Here is a 24,316-nt window from a genome sequence, read left to right on the forward strand (position 1 = left end):
GTTAAATAAGTGACGGATGAATACAAAAAGGCAAACAGCTCCGGAAAGGAACTGTTTGCCGAATATATTGAGTTGCCCGGAGGCTAGAACTAGATTCTGAAGTGTGAGAAAGCTTTGTTCGCTTCCGCCATACGATGTGTATCTTCTTTCTTCTTGAACGCTGCGCCTTCACCTTTGCTTGCTGCTACGATTTCATTCGCCAGCTTATCAGCCATGCTCTTACCGTTTCTTTCGCCGGCAAAACGAACCAACCATTTGATGCTCAGGGATATTTTTCTATCAGGGCGAACTTCAGAAGGAATCTGGAAAGTAGCACCACCGATACGACGGCTTCTTACTTCCACACCTGGAGTAACATTGGTTAATGCTTTTCTCCAAACCTCGTAACCGTTCTCGCCGGTCATTTGGCTTACCTTATCCACGGCATCGTAGAAAATTTTATAGGCAATGCTCTTTTTCCCTTGTTCCATAACGTTATTAACAAAGCGGGTAACCAGTTTGTCATTAAACCTAGGATCCGGAGCCAGAGGCAATTTTTTTGCAGCTTGCTTTCTCATTTATTGAAAATTACGACTATTTATAATTATTATTTCTTAGCCTTTTCCTTTTTAGTACCATATTTGGAACGGCTCTGCTTTCTGTCTTTCACACCAGCAGTATCCAGGGAACCGCGTACAATGTGATAACGAACACCAGGTAAATCTTTCACCCTTCCACCACGGATCAGTACGATGGAGTGCTCCTGCAAGTTGTGACCTTCACCAGGGATATAGGCAATCACCTCAACTTTATTGGTCAAACGCACCTTTGCTACTTTACGCAAAGCGGAGTTAGGTTTTTTAGGTGTGGTAGTGTACACACGGGTACAAACACCACGACGCTGAGGGCAGCTATCTAATGCCCTGGACTTAGACTTAGCCCGGATAATTTCTCTTCCTTTTCTTACTAATTGTTGTATAGTAGGCATTCTTTACCTAGTTTTTTATGTCGGTTTACAATGACATCCAAATTCCCCATAAAGGGATTTTGGGAGGGCAAAGGTAAAACTATATGTGTGAATAACAAAATTGTTTCGAAATTTTTTTGCCGGATCATTTCCCCGATCGAGCCGGGATTGGTCTGTATTTTTTGGTAAAGTCTCAGGGCTACCAAAAATCCGGATTGCAAAGGTATGATTTCCTGCAGAAACAACCATAAAAAAATAAGGACCTTTTTACGGCCCTTATTCTTATCTATTATTTCTTCAAGCAAGCACTTATTCCTGACCTACCCGGTAGTTCCAGCCACGGGCATCCTCTGCACGACCGGTACGGATAGCATCCAGCCGGCTGATTACCTCAGCGCCTGTTTTATAGGTAGTGGTATCCAGACGGATCTGGGTATCTCTATAGTCCAGCGCTTCCACATAGGCAACACTGGCTGCGGTACCTGTACCAAATACTTCGCGCAAGGTACCCGCCTTATGAGCTGCCACGATTTCATCTATAGAAATAGGTCTTTCTTCCACTTCGAGGCCCATATCTTTCAGGATATCAATCACACTGGCCCGGGTAACCCCTTCCAGGATGGTACCCTGTGTCAGATCCGGCGTAATGGCCGTATTGCCGATAATGGCAAAAACGTTCATGGTACCGCACTCCTGCAGGTATTTATGTTCATAACCGTCTACCCAGAGAATCTGGTCGTATCCTTCTTTTCTAGCCTGCATGGTAGGATACATGGTACCTCCATAATTACCGGCTGCCTTGGCATAACCAACGCCTCCCGGGAAAGCACGTACATATTTATCCTGTACCAGCAAACGGATCGGTTTATTAAAATAAGGTCCGGACGGAGAATTGATGATGGCGAATTTATAGGTATCGGAAGGTCTTACTCCGATGAACTCATCCGCTGCAATCATGAACGGACGCAGATAAAGAGAGGAACCAGCACTGGTAGGAATCCAGTTACGGTCCATATCTATCAGCAGATCCAGGCCGCCGATGAACAGCCATTCCGGTACTTCCGGCATACCCATTCTTTCTGCAGACAGGTTAAAACGTCTGTAGTTGTCGTACGGTCTGAAAATCATTGGATTTTCCTGGGGATCTTTGTAGGCTTTGATACCTTCAAAAATAGCCTGCCCATAGTGCCAGGCGGCATTAGACGGACTTACTGACAGGTTCTGGAAAGGCAGAATGGCTGCATTTGTCCATTCTTTACCATCGAAATCAGCTACCAGCATGTGGTCTGCATACATCTTACCAAATGCGAGATTATTAAAATCTACTTCACCTACCCGGGTGTGGGCAGTTTTCGTGACCTTGATCTTCTCTAATGCTTCTTCCTTAACTGTTGATTTATCTACCATCATGGTTAATCAATTTTATCTCAATATTTTTACACTTTCTTTGCCAGATCAGTCAGTCCATCGGGTCTCCCAGTGGCATGGCAAATGCAAATAAACTGATTTTTCCCCATGCAGGGCTTTCATATTACTTTAAATTAACATACACATGTCGCTTGAGCAGTTCCGTCCAGATCCTTACTTTTTGGCTAAAATCTACACCCAGCCAATCATTCCCGGGAAAAGCACGCCTGCTCCCGCCGTTGAAAAAGCCATTCCGAAAGTCAAATATTTAGGAGAAAATCAAAAAAACATTGCGCTCTTCATACAAAACGAAAATGAAGCGTATTTAAATGAAGAATTATTCAATCTCCTTACTAATATATTAAATGCCTGTAAACTGGGGATGCAGGATGTATCCCTGCTGAATATCTCCCATTATCCGGAACTGGGCTTCACTGACTGGCAGGTCGCCCTGCCTTTTACCCGCAGCGTTGTATTTGGCATTGCACCGCAGCAACTGGGGCTCAGCGACATTCCATTATACCAGCTGGTGACCGTGAACAGCACCACGCTCCTGTTTTCCGATGAGCTACAACTGATAGGCAGCGATAAACTCCTGAAAGCAAAACTCTGGGCAGGATTAAAACAATTATTAGGCATCTGATACAATAAAAACATTACTCATCCGACTATATGAAATTGATATTCGCTACCAACAATGAAAATAAGGTAAAAGAATTCCGGTCACTGCTGGGAGAACAGTTTGAGATTATCACCCTGCTGGAAGCCGGGATAGATATTGACATTCCGGAACCACATGATACCCTGGAAGCCAACGCAACGGAGAAATCCACCACCATCCGGCGGATGACCGGCGAAAACTGTTTTGCAGAAGACACCGGCCTGGAAATCACTGCCCTCCACGGCGCACCCGGCGTTTTATCTGCCCGGTATGCCGGAGAACAGAAGCTCGCTGCTGACAATATTGAGAAGGTATTACGGGAGATGACCGGCCAGGAAGACCGGAGCGCACAGTTCCGCACCGTGATATCCCTGCTGCTGGACGGCCAGGAATATCAGTTTGAAGGCGTTTGTAATGGACAAATCACCACCTCCGTCAAAGGCGGCAAAGGATTCGGTTATGATCCCATTTTTATTCCGGACGGCGCCGACCGCGCTTTCGCAGAAATGGATCTGACAGAAAAAAATCAGTACAGCCACCGTGCCAGAGCCTTCGAAAAGTTTGTTGCCTTCCTGAAAAAATCAACAAACGTTTAGCATCTACCTAAAAAATAATAATGGCAAGAATTAAAATAGATCTACCTGCACATTTTTCTTTCAGCACCCGGATTCCGGTACGCATACAGGACATTAACTATGGCAACCATGTAGGTAACGACGCCATTGTATCCATCCTGCATGAAGCCCGCATCCAATATCTGTTACACACAGGATACAAAGAACTGGATCATGAAACCGGTACCGGTACAATTATGACCGACATCGCCGTAGCCTATAAAGGAGAAGGTTTTCAAGGTGACATCTTCACTGTGGAAATCGCTGCAAGCTCCTTTCACCCCTTCGGCTTCGAACTCTTTTACCGGATTACCACTGACCGCCATGCACAAACCATCGTCATCGCAGAAGCCAAAACAGGCATGCTTTATTTTGACTACAATACCCACAAAATGAAGAAATTGCCCCTTGAGATGAAAACAGCACTTGACACCATACCCGCATAAAAAATATATACAATAATATGAGTACAACTATTCCGACTACTGCCGTGGAGCAAGCGATCCTCTCCCGCCGCAACGTGAAGCCGACCAGCATGAACGGTAAAAAAATAGCCGATGAAACCGTACAGCAACTGCTGCAACTGGCTGACTGGGCACCAACCCACGGTTATACTGAACCCTGGTACTTTGTGGTATTCGGTGGTGATAAAGTATCCGGCTTCTGCACCGATCACGCAGAACTATACAAACAACACACACCCGCCGACAAATTTATTGCCGGCAACTACGATAAGCTGAAAAGCCAGGGCGACCTCGCCTCTCATGTGATTGCCATCTGCATGAAACGCGGCAGCAATCCTAAAATTCCGGTACTGGAAGAAACTGCCTCTGTTGCCTGCGCAGTGGAAAATATGTGGCTGGCCGCAACGGCTCAGGATATAGCTGCTTACTGGGGTTCCGGCGGTATGACCTACCACCCTGCTATGAAAGATTACCTGGGACTGGGCGAAGAAGATCAGGTACTGGGATTCTTTTACCTGGGTTATACAGATGAACCTGCAGCCAACGGCAAACGCGTAAAACCGCTGAGCGAAAAAGTAAAGTGGATGTAATACGATGATTGATTTTCGGATTTATCGACTGCGATAAATCCGAAAATCTACTATTGACTCAGGATAAAAGATATCCTTTCGCTTCTGCGGAAAAACTACTTAACTGGCTGTTTACCCAATCTTCTCCCTTATTCAGTTCTGCCGCCATAATAGCCGCTACTGCCGGCGCTATCCGCAACGCCTCACGGGCATCCAGGAATAACAAACGGGTACGGCGGGCCAGGAAATCTTCTATATTACGGGCCATTTCTTCCCTAACAGCCCATACTACCTGTGCTTTGATAATATGATAGGCTTCACTGAGCACTTCCTGCAGATCCGGCTGCGTAGCCACCATCTGATGGATATGCAACGCATCACTACCATAGAAATACCAGGGATCTTCCCAGTTAACATTATCTGTAGCGCCATGTACCTTCATATGGTGCGTGACGGAACTCGTCTGTTTCCAGTGTAATGCCAGCTCCAGCTGATGGATCACATCTTCTGCCATCCTGCGGTAGGTCGTCCATTTACCACCAATTATGGTGACCAATCCGGATGCTGCCACCATAATTTTATGGCTGCGGGATATTTCCTTGGTTTTATGTCCTTCTGCCTTGGGCGCTGCCAGCGGCCGTAATCCGGCCCATACACTGCGTACATCGGACCGCTGCGGTGCGTGTGCCAGGTATTGTTGGGCGGTGCGGAGAATAAACTGAATTTCTTCTTCCAGCGCATGCGGTTCCAGACTGATATTTTTCACCGGCGTATCGGTGGTACCTACTACTACCTTATTGTGCCACGGCACTATAAACAACACCCGCCCATCGCTGGTAGCCGGAATCATCAGTGCATCGTGCCCCGGCAGAAAATCGCGGTCCAGCACCAGGTGTACTCCCTGACTGGCAGCAATGGATTTCGGCGCCTCCGGGTTATCCATCTCCAGCACATCATCTGCAAACACTCCCGTTGCATTAATCACCGCCTTTACCGGCAGCGACCACTCCGCTCCTCCATCCAGTGTATCCTTTACCGTTATGCCACTGATATTTCCTTTGCCATCTTTCTGTAAACCAGTCACCCGCACATAGTTCAACACGGTGCCTCCCTTATCGGCAATCGTCTGCGCCAGGTTCACAGCCAGCCGGCTGTCGTCGAACTGACCGTCGTGATACAGCACGCCTCCTGCCAGCCCGTCCTGTTTCAGGGTAGACAACCGCTCCAGCGTTTTCGCTTTTGAGATATGTACCGATTTCCCCAGACTGAGGCGACCAGCCAGCCAATCGTACATTTTTAAGCCAATTGTATATTTCAGGTTCTCCCACAGACTGAACGTAGGGATCACAAATGTCAGATTACGTACCAGATGCGGTGCATTATGCGCCAGCAAACCACGCTCCACACTGGCTTCCCGCACCAACGACACATCGCCCTGCGCCAGATACCGCACCCCTCCGTGTACCAGCTTGGTACTTTTACTGGAAGTAGACTTTGCAAAATCCACCTGCTCGAGCAACAGCGTACGGTATCCCCGCGTCACCGCTTCCAGCGCCGCCCCCAAACCAGTGGCGCCTCCACCTATTATGACTATATCCCAGGGTTGGGTATCCTTTCTTAACGCCGCGATAATAGCTTCTCTTTTCATAAATGAATTTTCATTGATCCGCAATTCCTTACAAAGTACTGCGGAAATATCTACCGTGCAAAGGTAAAGCCTTCCGCCACCAAAAACTTAACGGTAAAGGCAGCTAAAAGTTCTAATTTCAAAACATTTAGGCACAAAAAATGTTCCTGATGACAGATGGCGGCTTCTCCCGCCTCTTAAACACTTATACAAATTCATATGTCCATTGAGGTTAGAACAGGATACCGATCTTTATTACCCTTCCTGCTGTTGCTGTGCCTTCTGGGCAGCAGCTATACCAGTTTTGCCCAGCAACGGAAAAAGAAACCGCAGCCAGATACCCTCCACCTGGCCGTTATAGACAGCGCCACCCTCAGCAAAAGAATTACCCAACTGGCCAAAGACTCCTCCATCAGGAAGTCGGATACCGCCGTTGCCGTTATCATCAACCGCATAGAAGGTTATACTCTCCTGCTCAACCAGGTGATGAGTACCCTCCGCCGTGGCTTTGATACCGCCTGGATCAGTGATGAAATACCCCTGGTAGATACCTCTCTCACCCTCATCAAATACAACATCGCCGGCCTGGGAGGTACACCCAACATCAACGACATCTATACCAACAAAGTGATGCTGGACCAGCTGCAAAGGCGGCTCACCTCCTGGCAAACCAGCCTGTTTTCCTACTATGATAAACTCGTCAGCATCAACGATACCATCCACTCCCTGCAACGCGACACCTCCATGCGGAACATCCCTGCAGAAGATGAACTCTACGGATTCTATATCGGCCAGCTCACCAATCTGATCATCAAATTCCGCGCGGCCGACAGTGCCAACCGGATCAACCTGATCAAAATGGGCCTGCTGCAGAATAAAGTCGCCAACCGCTATATCGAGGTATCCAACCTGCGGGAAGACATGGACTACCGCCTGAATCAGTTCTCGTCGCACATGTTCAACCGCGACTACCGCTACATCTGGCGCCCGCACCGCGATAGCATCAATCCCCTGGAGTTTATCCCCGTGATGAGAAACTCCCTCCACAAAAGCACCAAAGTACTCACCATCTTCTTCTCTATCCAGTGGCCCATATTCATTGTATGGCTGCTGCTGGCCGGACTTTTTGCGTGGTGGATATACTATAACATCCAACGTGTCCGGCAGCGGCATCCCGCCCCGGAAGCAGAAGCCATCCTGCAGCACAGCCGCTACGTATACCGCTTTCCGGTAGCCTGTACCATCATCTTCGTTACCACCCTGTCGTCTGTCTTATCCGTCCGCTACCCGATCCTGTACACCGAAATTACCTGGGCACTCACCATGACTGCCCTCACCTATATTTTCCGTACCCATCTGCCTACCGCACTATTCCGCTACTGGCTCATGTTAGTAGGGCTACTCATCGTCTATAGTCTGAATAACCTGCTCATAGAGGTCACCTACGCCGAGCAATGGGGACTGCTCATCTCCGCCGCACTGGCCATTCTGCTGGGCAACCGGCTGCTGAAAGAAACGACCCTCACCACATTTGCCCAGCCCCGCTTTACCCGGCCCATCATCAAACTGTTTATGCTTACCAGCTCCTTTTCCCTCCTGCTGGTCATCCTCGCGCGGGTGAGCAGCGCCAAAATCATTGGCTCCGCCGCCGTGGTCAACACCGTCATGGCCCTGAACCTCTCCATACTCGTTAAAATCCTGATGGAAGCAGTATATCTGCAGGTAGAAGCCAACAAAAACTCCAGCTCCTTCATCTCCTTCCTCGACTACCAGGAAGTACAAAAGAAGCTGAAAACCTTACTAACCGTACTGGCTACCGTGGGCTGGCTCGTCATCATCGCCCGCAATTTGTACCTGTATGATGCCATCTATGAATGGATCAGCGAATTCCTCTCCACCACCCATAAAATCGGAAATTCTGAATTTACGTTCAGCAGCGTGATCATCTTTGTACTGGTTATCTGGATCGCTTTCTTCGCCTCCCAGCTGATCGCCTATATGTTTGGCAATACCGGCACCACCACGCCTGTCAAGAAAACAAAATTCGGGTCTGCCCTGCTATTACTCCGCCTCGCCGTACTGGCCGGTGGTATCCTGCTGGCATTTGCCGCCTCCGGCATCCCTATGGATAAACTCACCATCGTTATCGGCGCCCTGGGTGTTGGTATCGGCTTCGGCCTCCAGAACGTTGTCAACAACCTCGTATCCGGTATCATCCTCGCCTTCGAGAAACCTATCGAGGTAGGCGACGTCATAGAAGTAGGCAACCGATCCGGCGTAGTGAAAGAAATAGGAATCCGCTCCAGCAAAATTGCCGCCTACGACGGCTCTCAGGTGATTGTACCCAATGGTGATCTCATCTCCCAGCAACTCATCAACTGGACCCTTAACAACCGCACCCGCCGGGTAGACTTCACCATCGGCGTCGCCTACGGCAGCAATATCGAACAGGTATTCACCATCCTGAAAAGCGCCTTTACCGATCATGAAGGCATCCTGACCGTACCCGAACCGCTGGTACAGCTCACCCAATTCAGTGACAATGCCGTCACCTTCCGGGTGTTTTTCTGGATTTCTGACCTCGGTACTGCCGGCACCCTGCAAAGCGAAGTACTGGCCCACATCTATAACGAATTCAACAAAGCTGGTATCGAACTTCCTTATCCACAAAGGGATCTGCATATCCGGTCCATCGATGAAACGTTGCTGAAAAAATGGGATAAACCAGCAACCGATTAAGTGAAGAAAAAAAAATTATAAAAAAAACGTGCTATACATTTTGAATTTTCATTTATAAGCCGTTATCTTTGCACTCCCGTTTTGGGAATGAGAACACTGCTGACAGCAGTTTCGAAGTTTCCGGAAAGGTAAAATGGCGAGGTAGCTCAGGTGGTTAGAGCGTTGGATTCATAACCCAAAGGTCTCGGGTTCAACTCCCGATCTCGCTACAGGGATAGATTACTCTTCTTAAGGGTAATCTATTTTTTTTTATATTCCTTCCAATATTTTTCTAAACTTTTTGTTACAAATTCTGGTCTTCAATACAAAATTATAATACTTTCAGTGAAAGAATTATATGGAGAAAGCTATAGTCTTACATGCAGATATTCTGGGTTTTAAAAATTTAATTAGCCAAGCCGAGGCTGAACAGGGGGATGACACACTTAATATGCTAAAAGCCGCGTTAGCTGAAGGTGTTGGAACTGTAAAGATGTTTCAACAAAAATTAAACCTAACCACCCCTATTCGTTATAAACTATTTTCAGACAATCTTTATGCTGCCTTTCCATATCAGGATGGAGATCCACAGTCGTTTAGCGACGCATTCCTCTTATGCATAGCCTTTGCTAGATCATATCAGGCGGTAATGCTTGATAACAAATTATTCATACGCGGAGGCATTTCTTTTGGTAAAGATTATAGCGATGATATAACCATTTTTTCGGTCGGCTTGGTTAAAGCATATGAATTAGAAATAAGCCTGGCCGTCTACCCAAGGATACTGGTCGATGAAGAGCTCATAAAAATTATAAAAGACCAAGGTATCGAAACTCCCGGTCCAATTTTTCTTACTATTATTAACAACAGTATCTTAAGAGATGGCGCTGGCCTTTATTTTATCAATCCAATTGGATTGCTGGGCGATACGGGAGCAGAGGCTCATGGTCTAACTGGTGATCAACTCGATAAAGGATTTATAAAGCGATATATTAAATATTCAGAGGAAGTTCTCAGAAACCTCAATCTCGAAAATCAGCAAGAAATAAAAGTCAGCAAGAAATATGACTGGTTCATCTTGCTCTTGAAGTGGCTTCTTTCTGATCGTAATAATGAACAGTCTAATGTTAATGAATTTAGTTCTCTTAGGTTTAAAGCGTCATGAAAAAAATAAATAAATTCGTTCTAAATAACTTTGTATTGTTATAATCTAAAAGTTGCAGAAGTACCAAAAATCTATCATCAACCGGTTAGATAATTCACTCTTTCTCGCTACAGATTAAAAGCCGCAAATTATTTACTATAAAGGATTTTCGGCTTTTTCGTTTGGGCATGGAGGTCGGTTTGGTGGTCGAATATGTTGGGGATCAAGTTGAAAAGTTGTTATTTCTGTTTGGCGATCAAAAATGCAAATAGGCAAAACACATACCGGAACTTGTAATTGTTACTTCCATATTAATGTTAAACAATATTTGACTATTCTTCTCTCTCCTATTGATGATTCTTTCTCTATCTGATAATCTATCAATAAAATTCGAATATCGCTTATTAACAACGCCGTTAAGCGTGGTTTGCCTTGTTGATTGAGAAATCGAAAAACTATTTATCTCATCATGATTTTGCCCAATTAGCAAATTAAAACACGATGTGTGAATCCCAATAAATATCAACTGCTGTTTAGTAAAAAAAAATCTGCCTACAATTGTATTTCCATTATCAGTCGTTCTACTCTGAAAAAATGCCTCAGAGATAATAATCTTTTCCATACTGCTATTAACCAATGGAAGCCCATCCAGCCCGCTAAAATCTCCTAATTTCTGCAAAATATTATACCGATTTGCTATTGCTGTGGTGATAATCGCCTTAGGAGCGAAACTATGTATTAGCGAATAATAGTAATATATCCTTTTCAGCAATTTCATTACCTCTGGCGACATACTAGGCCTATTAAAAGAAGGATCAACAATCCAGACTTGCAAAACATTACTAGAATCTGCAACAGTAATAAAGCCTAAACAAGTATCTGTCTTATAATCATACTTAGCTTTAAATTTGGTATCAGCCTTTTTTGCATGGATTTTGTTTCTATGTTTAGAAACAGCAGAATCTTTAACACTATTTTTCGCTGTTATACAGCCTTTAGCTTCAATATTTATGTACTTATGATGATTTGCTGCAATTAGCCCAAAATCAAAATCTTTATGTGATGTAATCTGAGGAATTAATTGCCAATCAGCCTGAGTTAAGGAATATATTTCACCTGCAATAGCCAAACCTCCGGCGATACCTAACTCTTCTGAAACATCGTTAATCACGGGCCTTTCAGGAGTTGTTTTAATTAATGATTGTATTTGGGGATTGTAATGTAGAAGAGTTTCAAATCTGGAAATTCCTTGGCCAATTTTGCTTAAATCATTAAAAGTCCTGAATCCGTTTGCATCATATTGAAAGCCCAAAACTGCATAAACCTTAAAATCTTCATAGCTTATGCTGATTTCCTTTCTTACAATAGCTTCAATTAAGGGAAAATCATCAGGAAAATTTTTTTCAATCTTTAGCTTTTCTTCCTTATCGTAATAGTCTACTTTGACAATTAATCTAGTCATTTAGCAATTGCTTTTTTTGTGGAGAATAACTATGGTCCAATATCGGGTTAGACAAAACTAATGTTTCAGGCCAGTATTTACCGTTGTGGAAGAGAATACATTTTTTGGGGTAGATAAATAAAGCCGGCACACAAGGTACCGGCTTTACTCCCGCACTGCTGTTCACGAAGTTATTTAGGATATATGGTAGCTATAAATTGTTTGTCGACGGTAGACAACTGTGTGTTATAGCCAACAGAAAAACCATTGGTGGTAAATTCAGCCGGTACCGAATAGTGCATAATTGACAGTGGATCATATTGACCATACTGAGTCACAGCAGCACTGTATTTGTAGAATACGTTGTAATCTACATCCGCTTTACTCCAGTAATTGGGTGGTCCTGCATAATAATTATATACTACAGGTTTGTTCCATGGTATATTAGCGGCAGGACTGGATTGTTCGTGAATGAGGCCAATAGCATGTCCGAATTCGTGAATGGTAGTACCTCTAAAATCTGACTCCGGTGTACTGGAATTAAACCATCCAAAGTTCATTGTGGGCTCGGAGGCAGAGATTCCCAGCGCTTCTTTTCCGATGTAAGACCATGAACCCCCGTCGCCGCCAAACGCAATTCCAATCCGGATATCAGCTGCCTGGCTGGCACTAACAAAACTAAAGCGAACATTTGCATACGTTTCCCATTGCTTGGCGTATTGTTTTACTTTGTTCTGAACAAATGTAGATCCATTCAGGAATTTGACGGTAATGGTTTTTCCATTTGCCCAGAAGCTACTTTTCAAACCAGCACCTTCAGTAGTCACACCGTTTGATGTACGCGTCAGATTTTTATCCACACAAACATGCGGTATATCTTGTTGTTGATTTTCCAATGGATTTGTGCTCAGACCATCATTAGATTTTTGGCAGCTGACCATAGCCACTATGGCCAGGCTCATTAGCAAGTGTTTTTTTGTCATTGATTGCAGATTTTGGTAAATAAAAATGATAAGGAAAATACCTATTCCTTTGGCCCATAGTTGATACAGGCGTTTACCGCGATAACAGCAGGCGGGCAGTACAATACACCGACCGGTATTAGTCGGCCATTATTGAAATGATTGAAAATGGTGAAATACTCATTGATGGAAGTTGTTTGGGTTTTTCGATAATCAGTACAGCGTAAATAAAGATATTTCTGGAAATGGCGTTGCTCTCTGAAAATTAAATTACAAAAAAAAAATTGGTTTACAAAATATATGGGGATAGCGTACTAATTAAGTGTTGTCCCGCTAAAATAAATGATCAAGGTGTAAAGAGAGTGACTTTGCCCTCCATAGTTTATCATCACCCAACATCTCCTTATCACGCAGCAGACAACCAGATGGCAAGTATTACAGCCGCCATTTTTATTTCAATTAGTATTCATTCAGATTTTCGAAAATCCCACCTGCGGTTCCCGCTGTCTTCAAGCCGGAAGGCCATGATCTCATCTGATTGAGATGCCAGCATGATGAATAAGTACCTTTCTTCCCGTGCATAATTGTATTTAAATTCCAGGAATGTTTTTTCCTGATGTTGGATGACCAACCAGGTCCCCAACTTTTGCCATCCTCTCCCTTTCCACTCCATCCAATCCTCGTCCCCATTCCGGAAAAACCGTATTACATCTCCAGACACTGCGTTATGATAATATCCGTTTGCAAACAGTAACATGGGTAAATCTTTTATTTAATAAGATTAGCATTAACAAACAATACCTCTAAGGTCGTTAAATGCCGGTCAATCGTACAATATAAGGTTAGATAATCTTCTCACTTCCGTACGAAAAGGGAATTTTCAAGAAAACATTGGACATCCACTTCTCAGACTGGCCTGCATAAAGGAGATCGTAATTTCCAAACGTTCCAGCTGTTCCTTTTTCTACGTTTAAACTGAAACTAGAACAGGGATACTTACAGTTGGTGGCAGAAAATCTTTTCATTAGTAATCAACCTGTTTAAACAATTCCCCTACTATCTCCGTTAATATTTGCGTGCCACGGGCTATTGTGTAATCAATCCACAAAAACTTCAGCTCAGTATCAAGCATCAATCCAAAGACCATCCGCAGGCACCGACTTGTTTCTTCCACCAAATAATTACAATGAAATATGAGATTAACTCCCACTGAAATTGAAAAGTTGATGTTGCATCAGGTTGGAGAGCTGGCAGAAAAGCGTTTAAAAAGAGGCGTCAAGCTCAATTACCCCGAGTCCATCGCGCTGATTTCGAGCAGAATCATGGAAGAAGCACGGGACGGAAAAAAAACCGTGGCGGAGCTGATGGAATGGGGCGCCAAGCAATTGACCCGCAGCGACGTCATGGAAGGCGTGCCAGAAATGATACACGACGTACAGATCGAAGCAATGTTCCCCGACGGCAATAAGCTGGTAACTGTACATAATCCAATCCGGTAATCCCCTAAAATCATTTAAGTATGATCCCAGGCGAAATCATCCCAAAAAAGCAGGATATCATCTGCAATAAAGGCAAACGCACCGAAACGGTCCAGGTAAAAAATACCGGCGATCGCCCCATCCAGGTGGGTTCTCACTATCATTTTTTTGAAGCCAACAAAAAGCTGGACTTCGACCGCAAAAAAGCCTTCGGCCTCCGCCTCAATATTCCTGCGGGCACGGCCGTGCGGTTCGAGCCGGGCGAAGAAAAGAGAGTGATATTGGTAGAAATAGGCGGGAAACGGCAAATCTTCGGGTTCAACAATCTTACGGAAGGCAACGCGGCAGACAGCGGCCTGAAAACGGCGGCTATCAGCAAAGCGCAAAAAGCCGGATTCAAAGGTGCCTGATGACATCATTCCTCCTACACATAATCACAGATTGTTATGAGCAAAGACCTCAATCATGAAAACAACGGACATTCCGAAGGTTCTGAAAAATGGAGCCGGCGGGAATGGATTAAAATAGTGGGTGTAACGTCGCTCGGCGTTACCGTATTGGGCCTTAACAGTGCTTTTTCGCAAAACGATAACCAGGTGCGCTTTGAAGACGGCAACCTGTATGTGACCCGCGAAAAATACATCTCACTTTTCGGGCCTACCACCGGAGACAGGGTGCGCCTAGCAGATACCGGACTGTTCATCGAAATAGAAAAAGATTACCAGACCTACGGCGACGAAAATAAATTCGGCGGCGGCAAAACCGTGCGCGACGGTATGGGGCAATCCAACACCGTGCTCGATCACGAATGTCTGGATATGGTGCTGCTTGGCGCTACCATCATCGACCACTGGGGGATCGTAAAAGCCGATATCGGTATCAAAGACGGAAAGATAGTGGGAATAGGCAAAGCCGGGAACCCCAATACGCAAGACGGCGTTACGCCCGGCATGGTGATCGGACCGGCCACGGAAGCCCACGGTGCATGGGGGCAGATCGTAACGGCTGGCGGCATCGATACCCATATCCACTTTATTTCAGCGGACATCGCCCACACGGCGCTGTACAGCGGTCTCACTACCCTCATCGGCGGCGGAACCGGACCTAATGACGGCACCAACGCCACCACAGTGACGCCCGGCAGACACAACATCCATAAAATGCTCCAGGCATGCGACGCCATGCCTGTCAACATCGGCATCTTCGGCAAAGGGAACGTATCCAACGAACAGGCGCAGGTGGAAATGATCGAAGCAGGCGCGCTGGGCGTAAAAATTCACGAAGACTGGGGCGCCACGCCCTCCACCATCGACATGGCGCTGCGCGTGGCAGACAAATACGATACACAGGTGGCCATCCATACCGATACCTTAAATGAAGCCGGCTTCCTGGAAGATACCGTCAAAGCGATCAATGGCCGGGTGATCCACACCTTCCACACCGAAGGTGCCGGCGGCGGCCATGCGCCCGACATCATCAAAATAGCCATGTATCCCAACATTCTGCCCGCATCCACCAATCCCACCAAACCATACACCATCAATACTGCCGCGGAACACGTGGATATGCTCATGGTGGCCCATCACCTGAGCCCAAAGATCAAGGAGGACGTGGCCTTCGCCGATTCGAGGATCCGGCCTTCCACCATCGCTGCGGAAGATATTCTGCAAGACATGGGCGTGTTCAGCATCATGAGCTCCGACTCCCAGGCTATGGGCCGCGTGGCTGAAGTGATTACCCGCACCTGGCAAACGGCGGACAAAATGAAACAACAACGTGGTGCGCTGCAGGGCGACGGAAAAGGGAACGACAACTTCCGCGTAAAAAGATACGTTGCCAAATATACCATCAACCCCGCATTGGCGCACGGCATCGCCTCGTACGTAGGCTCCGTGGAAGTAGGTAAGATAGCGGACCTCGTGCTGTGGAAACCTGAATTCTTTGGCGTGAAACCGGAAATCATCTACAAATCCGGGATGATCGCCGCGTCCAAAATGGGTGATACCAACGCTTCCATCCCCACTCCACAACCCGTTATCTACCGCAGCATGTACGGCGCTTACGGAATGGCTTTGGGCACAACCAGCTTCAATTTCGTATCGCAGGCATCGCTGGAGAAAGGGGATATCATGAAGCTCGGGCTCAACAAAAAATGCCTCCCGGTCAAAGGCTGCCGAAACGTGAAGAAAAAAGATATGATCAATAACAACGCCACCCCCAATATCGAAGTGGACCCGGAAACTTATGCCGTGAAGGTAGATGGGAAAGTGGCTACCTGCGAGCCGGTGTCTGTACTACCCATGGCGCAACGGTATTTTATCTTCTGAGAAAAACACCATGGCGCCGGGAACCGATATGCTACATATAGAAAAAGTCGTCAGTAACCCGTTTTCACTTACGGGGAAGGAAAAAGACGTATTGGACATCGAATGGTATGAAACGGAGAAACATCTGCTACGACGCAGTACCAGGAGTGGAAAAGAAGTAGCCATCCGGAAAAACAACCGCATTCCGCTGGAGGACGGAGACGTTATCTGGATGGACGATTCGGCATACATCTGCATCAATATACTGCCATGTGAATGTATCGTGATCCGGCCGGCCAACATGTATGAAATGGGAGTCGTCTGCTTTGAAATCGGGAACCGGCACATCCCGGTCTGTATCGAAGAAAACAGGGTGAGCGTTGCATACGAAGGCGCTCTTTTTACCCTTTTGGAACGGGGCGGGTTTACACCCGAAATCGTAGAGAAAAAATTATTAAAGCCATTGAGGTTATTATCTCGGGCTATGTTCAAAGGGTAAAAAATGAAATCAGATTTACTCACGCTCTTACAGATTAACGATTCCATGTTTCCCATAGGGAGCTTCACACACTCCTATGGCCTGGAAGCCTATGTTTACCAGCAGCAGGTAACCAGTGCAAAACTCGCGGAAGCCTATACAGAAAAAGTATTGCGACACAGCCTGTATTACAACGACGCTGCCTTTGTAAACCGCGCCTGGAAAATCTGCAACGGCAAAAGTTTCCGCTACCAGCAACTTCTGGAGCTGGACATGCTGGTAACCGCACTGAAAGCCCCCTCAGAAATAAAACAGGCCAGTCACAAGCTGGGCCTGCGTTTCCTGAAGCTGGTCGTGGAGCTGGGAGCCGGCGCCAAAGTGAACCGGTATGCCAAAAGTATAGAAGCCGGGCAGGCAACGGGGCACTATGCCATTGCCATGGGCATGTATGCGCAGGAAACCGGCATCAGCAAAAAAGATACCCTCACGGCGTTTTATTACAACAACCTGAACGCCATGGTCACCAATTGTGTGAAGCTGGTACCACTCAGCCAAACCGTTGGCCAGAAAATCCTCTTCAAAATGCAGCCGTTGATCAAAGAACTGGTCGGCAAACAGGATAAAGTGAACGACGATACGTTCGGCCTTTGCTGCATCGGGCAGGAAATAAAATGCATGCAGCACGAGAAACAATATTCCAGGCTTTATATCTCTTAGCGTATGACGAGAACTTATGTAAAAATAGGCGTTGCCGGGCCGGTAGGTTCAGGAAAAACCGCGCTGATAGAAGCGCTCACCCGCGAAATGAGCGACGCATACAGCATATGCGTGGTCACCAATGATATTTACACGAAGGAAGATGCGGAATTTATGATCAAAAACTCGAAGCTCCCTAAAGACCGTATCGCCGGCGTAGAAACAGGGGGCTGTCCGCACACGGCCATCCGCGAAGACGCATCCATGAACCTCGAAGCCGTAGAAGATCTCGTAAGCGCGCACCCCGACACGCAGATCGTGTTCATCGAAAGCGGAGGCGATAACCTGGCCGCAACTTTCAGCCCCGACCTGGCCGACCTTACCATTTTTGTGATAGACGTGGCCGAAGGGGAAAAGATCCCCCGGAAAGGCGGCCCCGGCATCACCCGGTCCGACCTCCTGCTCATTAATAAAATCGACCTCGCGCCACACGTAGGCGCAGACCTTGCCGTCATGGAAAGAGACGCCACCAAAATGCGCGGTGCCCGCCCCTTCCTGAAAACCAATTTAAAAACCAAAGAGGGACTGGAAAACGTCATCGGTTGGATTAAAAAATATGCCTTGTTCGAGAACTAATGATACAAAAGGATAATTCTTTATACAGTAAATTATTCATCAGCAACAAAAAAGAAGGTGAAAAAACGCTGTTGCACGACAGCGCTTTCGATATCCCGTTTAAAATAGTGCACTACGGCAGCCGTGGCACGGGCAGCCACCTGGAATTGATGCTCATGAGCTCTTCACCCGGGATGATGGACGGGGATATTATCGACGTGGAAATTTGCTGCAGGAAGGAAACCGCAACAAAGCTGTTTACCCAATCCTACAACAAAGTGCACCCTTGCAAAAAAGGTACTGTACAACGTCATAAAGTACTGCTGGAAGACAATGCGCTGTTTTCCTTTTTGCCACATCCGTTGATTCCTTTCCGGAATGCCATTTACCAGGCGGATAATGAGATCCGCTTATCCGCGACCAGCCATTTGTTATGGAGCGACATCATGACCGCGGGCAGAGTACATTCCGGCGAGCGGTTCGAGTTTAGTCGTATCCACAGCAAAACGAAAATTTATGTGGACGGAAGACTGGTGATATTCGACAATCAACTTTTAATGCCGGGAGAACAGGCCATTGAGGAACTGTTGTTTTACGAAGGCTATACGCACCAGGCCACGCTGTTCATCGTGTCGCCCTACGTGAGTTTGCTGAAGCAAGAATTTGACGAGCTGTTCATCGAACAGTTCGACGATATGAAATATGGCTATACCCAATGCGCTCCGCAGGCACTGATGATCCGCATCCTGGGCAACAGCGGGGAAGGTATTTACGAATGGCTATACAACATCGGGAACATGTGCTGGGAATTCATCCAGTTTCAGCAACAGCAGCACATTCCTAAAAAAGCGGCCAAACAACTGGCGCCTGCCGGAAAAAAGATTTCGAAGAAAAAAGTAAAAACATAAAGGCATGCACGAAGTGCCCATTATACGGGAGATGGTGAAGATGCTGCAGGAGCAATACCCCGACAAATTCAGCCAGATCATCAAAGTGACGGTGGAAGCGGGTTTGCTCAGCAACGTGCAACCGGTACTGATTCAGAACGCTTTTGAAGCGCTGGTGCTGGAAAATGATTTTTTGAAAGATATCGACCTGGAAGTAGTGACACTCCCCATCATCGCGCATTGCGATGCATGCGATAAAAATTTTACGGTAACGAAACACCGGTTTATATGCGGATGCGGTAAACCTGCCCGCGAGATCGTTCAGGGAAAAGAATTACGTATCAGCCGTGTAGATTTTTTAAATGAATAACCATGAATGAAGAAATGAACGCGAAGCCGAAAAGCAACCGGGCGCCAGTAGGCTCCATTCAATGCGAAAACACCTCGCTCAATTTGCTGAAGGCGAACGATTTTGTAGCCAAAGCCATTAAAGAACGGCTTGCACATATGCTGGTGCTGAACATCTGCTCATCGCCCGGAAGTGGCAAAACCACGCTCCTCCAGGAAACCGGCAGGCGCCTGAAAGGCCAGCTCAATATGGCCGTACTGGTAGGCGATCCTGAAACCGACCGTGATGCCACCCGTTTAAAAGAAGCAGGCGTAAACGCCTTGCAGATCGTAACCGGCGGCATGTGCCACATCGAAGCACAGATGATCCTCCAGGCGCTGGATCACATTGACCTCGACAATACGGATGTTTTAATCATCGAAAACGTGGGCAACCTCGTTTGCCCCGCTGCATTTGATCTGGGAGAAGATTACCGCGTAACGCTGCTTTCCGCAACGGAGGGCGACGACAAGCCCAAAAAATACCCACGAATGTTTCTTACCAGCGAATTGATGCTGATTTCAAAATCCGACCTGCTGCCTTATGTGCCGTTTTCAGTAGAAGCCGCAGGAAATGACGCCAAAGAAATCAACCCGGATATAGAAACCCTCGCCATCAGTACCATCAAGGGAGATGGCATGGATCAATGGTGCAATTGGATCCGGAAAAAAGCGCAGCAAAAAAAGCAAATGAAAAATGCCCTGCCCCAAACATGATTTGACGTTAAAACTTTAGATTATGATGCACCTTCGGTCATTTGTTATGTTATGCGTGTTCCTGGCTTTTTTTATTACGCCGGCACGGGCACAGGACAGCCTGAAAGAGCAACGCAGCACGTTGATAAAAACGAACAATACTTTCCTGGATTATGTAGATATCAATCTTCTGCTGCGAAGCTCGCTCGACATCCCGCTTGGCGGCGACGCACCACCCGCAGCCATCCGTATGAAAGAAATGCGGTTTGAAGTACGGGGCGACCTCCCCACCATTCCTCTCGCCTACCGCCTTCGTTTCAGGCTCAACAGAACCTCCGAACAAAGAGCCTTCGACAACGCGCCCGGCGCCATCGATATTGCATTGGTGGATTACCAGTTCGGTAAACGCAAAAACTGGGTGGTGAGTGTAGGTAAACAGGCCGCGTATGTTGGCAGCTGGGAGTTTGAAAACAATCCTACCTACGAATACGAATACTCGGAGTTCGTCAACAACCAACTGAATCTTTTTGCCATGGGCATCCGGCTTGGATACCAGATATCGCCCACCCAAACGGTGCACCTGCAAGTGCAGAACACCTTCAACGAAAGTTTTGACCGGCTGTATGAATTGTCGGGCTACAATAAAACCGGACGCACCGCGTCGAAGCTACCCCTTGGCCTCATCCTGGCCTGGCAGGGAAAGTTTTTCGGCGATAAGCTACAAACTTTTTACTCCGGCAATCTTTCCCAGGTGGCTAAAAATGAAGTGAACCAGTCGCTGGTACTGGGGCACAAATGGAACCTGAAATCGTTTACCGGTTACCTGGACCTGCACACTTCTAATTTCGGAGTGGATTACGTCAACATCGCTTCTCCTTCCATCAACAACTATCGGAATAATCCCGTTAGAACATACGCCAGCGACATCAATTACAAGGCTGCCATCCTGCGTTTGAATTATGAATTTGTGCCCCGCTTTTTTCTTACCGCCAAATTCTTTTTCGAAACCGCGTCGGACAGAAAAGACAACACCATCGGCAAAAACTTCCGGGATAACATCGGCCTGCTGGGTGGATTGGAATTTCAGCCGATTAAAAGCCAGAACATGCGGATGTTCGGTTATTTTTTCAACAACCAGAAAAAGTACCATGGTGTTGTAGGCGCTGCCAATCCCGATATTTCCAGCAACATGGTATCGCTGGGATTTTTCTATTTCGTGAATGTACTCTGACGTATGACAAACCTTATTGCGCCTTTCGTATGAAATTTTTACTGTTATTTATTTTTATGTTGATGGGGGTAGCTGTTGAAGCGCAGGTTAAAACCATCTATTTGTACAGCCTTCTCGGTAAGGTGCCTGTACCGGGAGCCATTACCATCCGGCAAGACAGGCTGCCCGTACAGGTTTCCAACGGTATCGGCGCCCTCCGCATCGATCCCGCCGTTTCTCCAACCTATACGATTTATACGGTGGGCTATGACAGTCTTGTGGTAGACGCACAGCAAATTGCCGACCGCTCCATTATTTACCTGGCAGAAAAAAACACCTCTCTACGGGAAGTGGTGGTGAGAACACCGCCCAGCATCGGCGTACTGAACACCATCAGTGATGTGGATATCCACCTCAGGCCCATCGTTACGTCACAGGATGTGCTCCGCATCGTGCCAGGTTTGTTTATTGGCCAGCATGCGGGCGGAGGAAAAGCGGAGCAGATATTTTTACGCGGCTTCGACATCGACCATGGCACCGACTTCGGCATTACAGTAGACGGGATGCCCGTTAATATGGTAAGCCATGCCCATGGTCAGGGTTATGCAGATCTCCATTTCGTCATACCTGAATTAATCGAAAAAGTAGATTTTGATAAAGGTCCTTATTTTGCCGACAAAGGAAATTTCGTAACGGCGGGCTTTGCCGATTTTAAGCTAAAAAATTATCTCAAACAGAATTTCGTAAAAGCCGAAGGCGGCCAATTCAACACCTGGAGAGCCGTTGCGGCGGTGAACCTGCTGAATAAAGCAAGCATCATCAAATCGGGCAACAGTCTTTACGCAGGCGCTGAATACTCTCATACAAAAGGGTATTTTGACAGTCCGCAGAACTTCAACCGCTTTAACGGCATCTTGAAATATCATGGAAAGATATCGGAAAACGCCTCGCTTTCCGCGCATATAAGCGGCTTTACCAGCAGCTGGAACGCCAGCGGGCAAATCCCCGACAGGGCCGTAAAACAGGGCCTGATAGGCTGGTACGGCGCCATCGACGATACCGAAGGAGGCAGCACCAGCCGTTACAACGCCAACGTATCTTTGCATACCACCTTCGACAACGGCTTGCAATGGAACAACCGGGTTTATTACAGCTATTACCGCTTTAATCTGTTTTCCAATTTTACTTTCTATTTGAATAACCCCGCAGAAGGAGATCAGATCCGGCAAAGCGAGCAACGGCACCTGGCCGGATTACAGTCTGATATTTCGTATAACAACAACATCGGCCGGTTGCAAGGCGCATTCAAAGCCGGCGTGCAGGTGCGAACCGATATGACGAAAGATAGTGAACTCAGTAACACAAAAAACAGAACCAAACTCCTGGACAAAATTATGCTAGGCGACATACACGAAGTTTCCGCCGGCGTATATGCGGAACAGTTATTCCGCCTCAGCAGCACCCTCGAGCTGGCCGTAGGCGCCCGGGGAGATATCTTCCTGAACAGCTATAACGACAAACTGATCAATCAAAAATTATCCGCCCGCTCGCATATGGTGAGCCCCAAGCTGCGCCTGAATTACAAAGCGAACGATTACGTGCAGCTATACGGGTATTTCGGCAAAGGGTTTCATACCAACGATACACGGGTGGCCGTTCAGAGAAACGGCCGGGAAGTAGTGACGCCTGCGCTGGGAACAGATCTGGGAGGAATATTCAAAATAGGCGATAAGGTACTGTTGCAAACTGCACTGTGGTATTTATGGCTGCAGCAGGAATTTATTTATGTAGGCGACGAAGGCATAGTAGAGCCCAGCGGTAAAACCCGGCGCTACGGCGGAGATTTGTCTTTCCGGTACGAAATCCTCCGATACCTGTATGCTGATGCAGATCTGAATGTGTCGATGCCCCGGGCGGTAGGCGTTCCCAAAAAAGAACATTACCTGCCGCTGGCGCCGGAGGTAACGTCGACCGGGGGCCTCAACTACGTGAATAACAAAGGGTGGAACGGCAGCATCAGGTACAGGTTTATGGGCAAACGGCCCGCCAACGAAGATTACAGCGTTACTGCCAAAGGATATTTTATCTGTGATGCCGGTTTGAGTTATAGCAAACAAAACTGGGAAGCCGGGCTGTTCGTCCAGAATATCTTCAACACAAAATGGAAAGAAACCCAGTTCGATACAGAAACAAGATTAAAAGACGAGCCCGAACCCGTCAGCGAAATCCATTTTACACCCGGCACACCATTTTTTGCCCGGCTATCATTTACCATTTTCTTCTAAAATCATTGGTCCATGATCACTTCATCAATGTTCCTGATCTTATATGCGGGCTTTACACATGCTTTTGAAACCGATCATGTGCTGGCTGTTACGAATATGGCCATTGCAAGAAACAAGCTGATAAAAGCCGTAAAAGACGGTGCTTTCTGGGGCCTCGGGCATACCTCTACCCTGTTGTTGATCGGTATAATTTTTCTCGCGATCAAGTTACACATTCCGGATAAATACTTTTCTTATTTCGAAGCGGGCGTGGGATTGATGTTGATTGCCATGGGCGTGTACAGGCTGGCGAAATGGGCCAAAAACGGAACAGACGAACATCATCACCAGGGAGATCCGCATACCCATTCGCACAAACCGCAGGCAAGCCATTCCCATCTGCCCGCCTACATGGTAGGATTAGTACATGGCCTGGCAGGAAGCGGTGTGTTGATCCTGGCGGTCATGAGCCAGTCGGACGCGGTGAGCAGCGGTCTGCTTTATTTGCTGATTTTTGGCGTTGGGTCTGTATTTGGAATGATGCTGGCGGCCGGGGTGTTCAGTTTTCCTTTCACCAGGCGGATCTTTCAATATGGAAAGGTGAAATTAATATTGATTGGGATTTCGTCTTTGCTATGTATTGGATATGGCGCCTGGATTATTTATAAAAATCTCTGGGGATAAGGGTGACCTGACTTTTTAAGTAATAAAGAAGCCTCACAGTAAATCACTGTGAGGCTTCTTTT

General features: G+C 46.8%; 24 protein-coding genes and 1 tRNA gene. 19 read left to right on the forward strand and 6 right to left on the reverse strand.

Annotated elements, in window-relative coordinates; genetic code table 11:
- Positions 1-89: 89 nt before the first annotated feature.
- The 3 genes from rpsG to OL444_RS30475 form a co-directional block, all read right to left on the reverse strand.
- Positions 90-557 carry a 30S ribosomal protein S7 gene (rpsG, locus tag OL444_RS30465; RefSeq protein ID WP_264726971.1) on the reverse strand — a complete coding sequence of 156 codons (468 nt, stop codon included), beginning with the start codon at positions 555-557 and terminating at the stop codon, positions 90-92.
- Between the two features lie 29 nt (positions 558-586).
- A complete protein-coding gene (gene rpsL / locus OL444_RS30470) occupies positions 587-967 on the reverse strand; it encodes a 30S ribosomal protein S12 (RefSeq protein WP_012789278.1) in 381 nt (126 codons plus the stop codon).
- A gap of 288 nt (positions 968-1,255) precedes the next feature.
- Positions 1,256-2,356, reverse strand: a complete 1,101-nt coding sequence (locus OL444_RS30475; protein ID WP_264726942.1) for a branched-chain amino acid aminotransferase — start codon at positions 2,354-2,356, stop codon at positions 1,256-1,258.
- Between the two features lie 142 nt (positions 2,357-2,498).
- Here OL444_RS30475 and OL444_RS30480 point away from each other — a divergent pair, with 142 nt between their 5' ends.
- Genes OL444_RS30480 through OL444_RS30495 form a run of 4 tightly spaced genes read left to right on the forward strand, consistent with a single transcriptional unit; the run spans position 2,499 to position 4,682 of the window.
- Positions 2,499-2,996: a hypothetical protein gene (locus tag OL444_RS30480; protein WP_264726940.1), complete on the forward strand. Its 498-nt coding sequence runs from the start codon at positions 2,499-2,501 to the stop codon at positions 2,994-2,996.
- A gap of 29 nt (positions 2,997-3,025) precedes the next feature.
- Positions 3,026-3,610: an RdgB/HAM1 family non-canonical purine NTP pyrophosphatase gene (gene rdgB / locus OL444_RS30485; RefSeq protein ID WP_264726937.1), complete on the forward strand. Its 585-nt coding sequence runs from the start codon at positions 3,026-3,028 to the stop codon at positions 3,608-3,610.
- Positions 3,611-3,630: 20 nt separating this feature from the next.
- Positions 3,631-4,074 (forward strand): acyl-CoA thioesterase, encoded by a 444-nt coding sequence (locus OL444_RS30490; protein ID WP_264726935.1) that lies wholly within the window; start codon positions 3,631-3,633, stop codon positions 4,072-4,074.
- Positions 4,075-4,091: 17 nt separating this feature from the next.
- A complete protein-coding gene (locus OL444_RS30495; RefSeq protein ID WP_264726933.1) occupies positions 4,092-4,682 on the forward strand; it encodes a nitroreductase family protein in 591 nt (196 codons plus the stop codon).
- Positions 4,683-4,740: 58 nt separating this feature from the next.
- On the opposite strand, the gene OL444_RS30500 is transcribed toward OL444_RS30495, so the two are convergent.
- Positions 4,741-6,309: a glycerol-3-phosphate dehydrogenase/oxidase gene (locus tag OL444_RS30500; protein ID WP_264726931.1), complete on the reverse strand. Its 1,569-nt coding sequence runs from the start codon at positions 6,307-6,309 to the stop codon at positions 4,741-4,743.
- Between the two features lie 198 nt (positions 6,310-6,507).
- Between OL444_RS30500 and OL444_RS30505 the strand changes: the two genes are divergently transcribed.
- The 3 genes from OL444_RS30505 to OL444_RS30515 all read left to right on the forward strand — a co-directional run bounded on the left by OL444_RS30505 (position 6,508) and on the right by OL444_RS30515 (position 10,171).
- The gene (locus OL444_RS30505; protein WP_264726929.1) at positions 6,508-9,027 is read left to right on the forward strand and encodes a mechanosensitive ion channel family protein; all 2,520 of its coding nucleotides are present in this window, start codon (positions 6,508-6,510) and stop codon (positions 9,025-9,027) included.
- 135 nt (positions 9,028-9,162) lie between these two features.
- Positions 9,163-9,236, forward strand: a tRNA-Met gene (locus OL444_RS30510).
- A gap of 128 nt (positions 9,237-9,364) precedes the next feature.
- Positions 9,365-10,171, forward strand: a complete 807-nt coding sequence (locus OL444_RS30515; protein ID WP_264726927.1) for a hypothetical protein — start codon at positions 9,365-9,367, stop codon at positions 10,169-10,171.
- A 235-nt stretch (positions 10,172-10,406) separates the two neighbouring features.
- On the opposite strand, the gene OL444_RS30520 is transcribed toward OL444_RS30515, so the two are convergent.
- A complete protein-coding gene (locus tag OL444_RS30520; RefSeq protein WP_264726925.1) occupies positions 10,407-11,612 on the reverse strand; it encodes a hypothetical protein in 1,206 nt (401 codons plus the stop codon).
- A 170-nt stretch (positions 11,613-11,782) separates the two neighbouring features.
- Complete coding sequence (locus OL444_RS30525) at positions 11,783-12,574, reverse strand: M12 family metallopeptidase (RefSeq protein ID WP_264726923.1); 792 nt, start codon at positions 12,572-12,574, stop codon at positions 11,783-11,785.
- 1,172 nt (positions 12,575-13,746) lie between these two features.
- Here OL444_RS30525 and ureA point away from each other — a divergent pair.
- From ureA to OL444_RS30585, 12 genes are read left to right on the forward strand one after another with little or no spacing between them, the layout of a single operon-like run.
- Positions 13,747-14,052, forward strand: coding sequence for an urease subunit gamma (ureA, locus tag OL444_RS30530; protein WP_264726921.1), 306 nt, complete (start codon positions 13,747-13,749; stop codon positions 14,050-14,052).
- A 20-nt stretch (positions 14,053-14,072) separates the two neighbouring features.
- Positions 14,073-14,441: an urease subunit beta gene (ureB, locus tag OL444_RS30535; RefSeq protein ID WP_307735014.1), complete on the forward strand. Its 369-nt coding sequence runs from the start codon at positions 14,073-14,075 to the stop codon at positions 14,439-14,441.
- Positions 14,442-14,477: 36 nt separating this feature from the next.
- Positions 14,478-16,358 carry an urease subunit alpha gene (gene ureC / locus OL444_RS30540; RefSeq protein WP_264726919.1) on the forward strand — a complete coding sequence of 627 codons (1,881 nt, stop codon included), beginning with the start codon at positions 14,478-14,480 and terminating at the stop codon, positions 16,356-16,358.
- Positions 16,359-16,368: 10 nt separating this feature from the next.
- Positions 16,369-16,836 (forward strand): urease accessory protein UreE, encoded by a 468-nt coding sequence (locus tag OL444_RS30545; protein WP_264726916.1) that lies wholly within the window; start codon positions 16,369-16,371, stop codon positions 16,834-16,836.
- 3 nt (positions 16,837-16,839) lie between these two features.
- On the forward strand, positions 16,840-17,532 hold the full coding sequence (locus OL444_RS30550) for an urease accessory protein UreF (RefSeq protein WP_264726914.1): 693 nt from the start codon (positions 16,840-16,842) through the stop codon (positions 17,530-17,532).
- A 3-nt stretch (positions 17,533-17,535) separates the two neighbouring features.
- Entirely contained in the window at positions 17,536-18,147 is a 612-nt protein-coding gene (gene ureG / locus OL444_RS30555) for an urease accessory protein UreG (RefSeq protein ID WP_264726912.1), read from the forward strand.
- Positions 18,147-19,034, forward strand: coding sequence for an urease accessory protein UreD (locus OL444_RS30560; protein WP_264726910.1), 888 nt, complete (start codon positions 18,147-18,149; stop codon positions 19,032-19,034). The genes ureG and OL444_RS30560 overlap by 1 nt, the downstream gene beginning before the upstream one ends.
- A 4-nt stretch (positions 19,035-19,038) precedes the next feature.
- Entirely contained in the window at positions 19,039-19,383 is a 345-nt protein-coding gene (locus OL444_RS30565; RefSeq protein WP_264726908.1) for a hydrogenase maturation nickel metallochaperone HypA/HybF, read from the forward strand.
- Positions 19,384-19,385: 2 nt separating this feature from the next.
- On the forward strand, positions 19,386-20,117 hold the full coding sequence (hypB, locus tag OL444_RS30570; RefSeq protein WP_264726906.1) for a hydrogenase nickel incorporation protein HypB: 732 nt from the start codon (positions 19,386-19,388) through the stop codon (positions 20,115-20,117).
- 22 nt (positions 20,118-20,139) lie between these two features.
- A complete protein-coding gene (locus OL444_RS30575; RefSeq protein WP_264726905.1) occupies positions 20,140-21,327 on the forward strand; it encodes a porin in 1,188 nt (395 codons plus the stop codon).
- A 29-nt stretch (positions 21,328-21,356) separates the two neighbouring features.
- A complete protein-coding gene (locus OL444_RS30580) occupies positions 21,357-23,591 on the forward strand; it encodes a TonB-dependent receptor (protein ID WP_264726902.1) in 2,235 nt (744 codons plus the stop codon).
- A 12-nt stretch (positions 23,592-23,603) separates the two neighbouring features.
- Positions 23,604-24,254, forward strand: a complete 651-nt coding sequence (locus OL444_RS30585) for an urease accessory protein UreH domain-containing protein (RefSeq protein ID WP_264726900.1) — start codon at positions 23,604-23,606, stop codon at positions 24,252-24,254.
- Positions 24,255-24,316 lie beyond the last annotated feature (62 nt).

Source organism: Chitinophaga nivalis (assembly GCF_025989125.1).
In the GTDB taxonomy this organism is placed as follows: domain Bacteria; phylum Bacteroidota; class Bacteroidia; order Chitinophagales; family Chitinophagaceae; genus Chitinophaga; species Chitinophaga nivalis.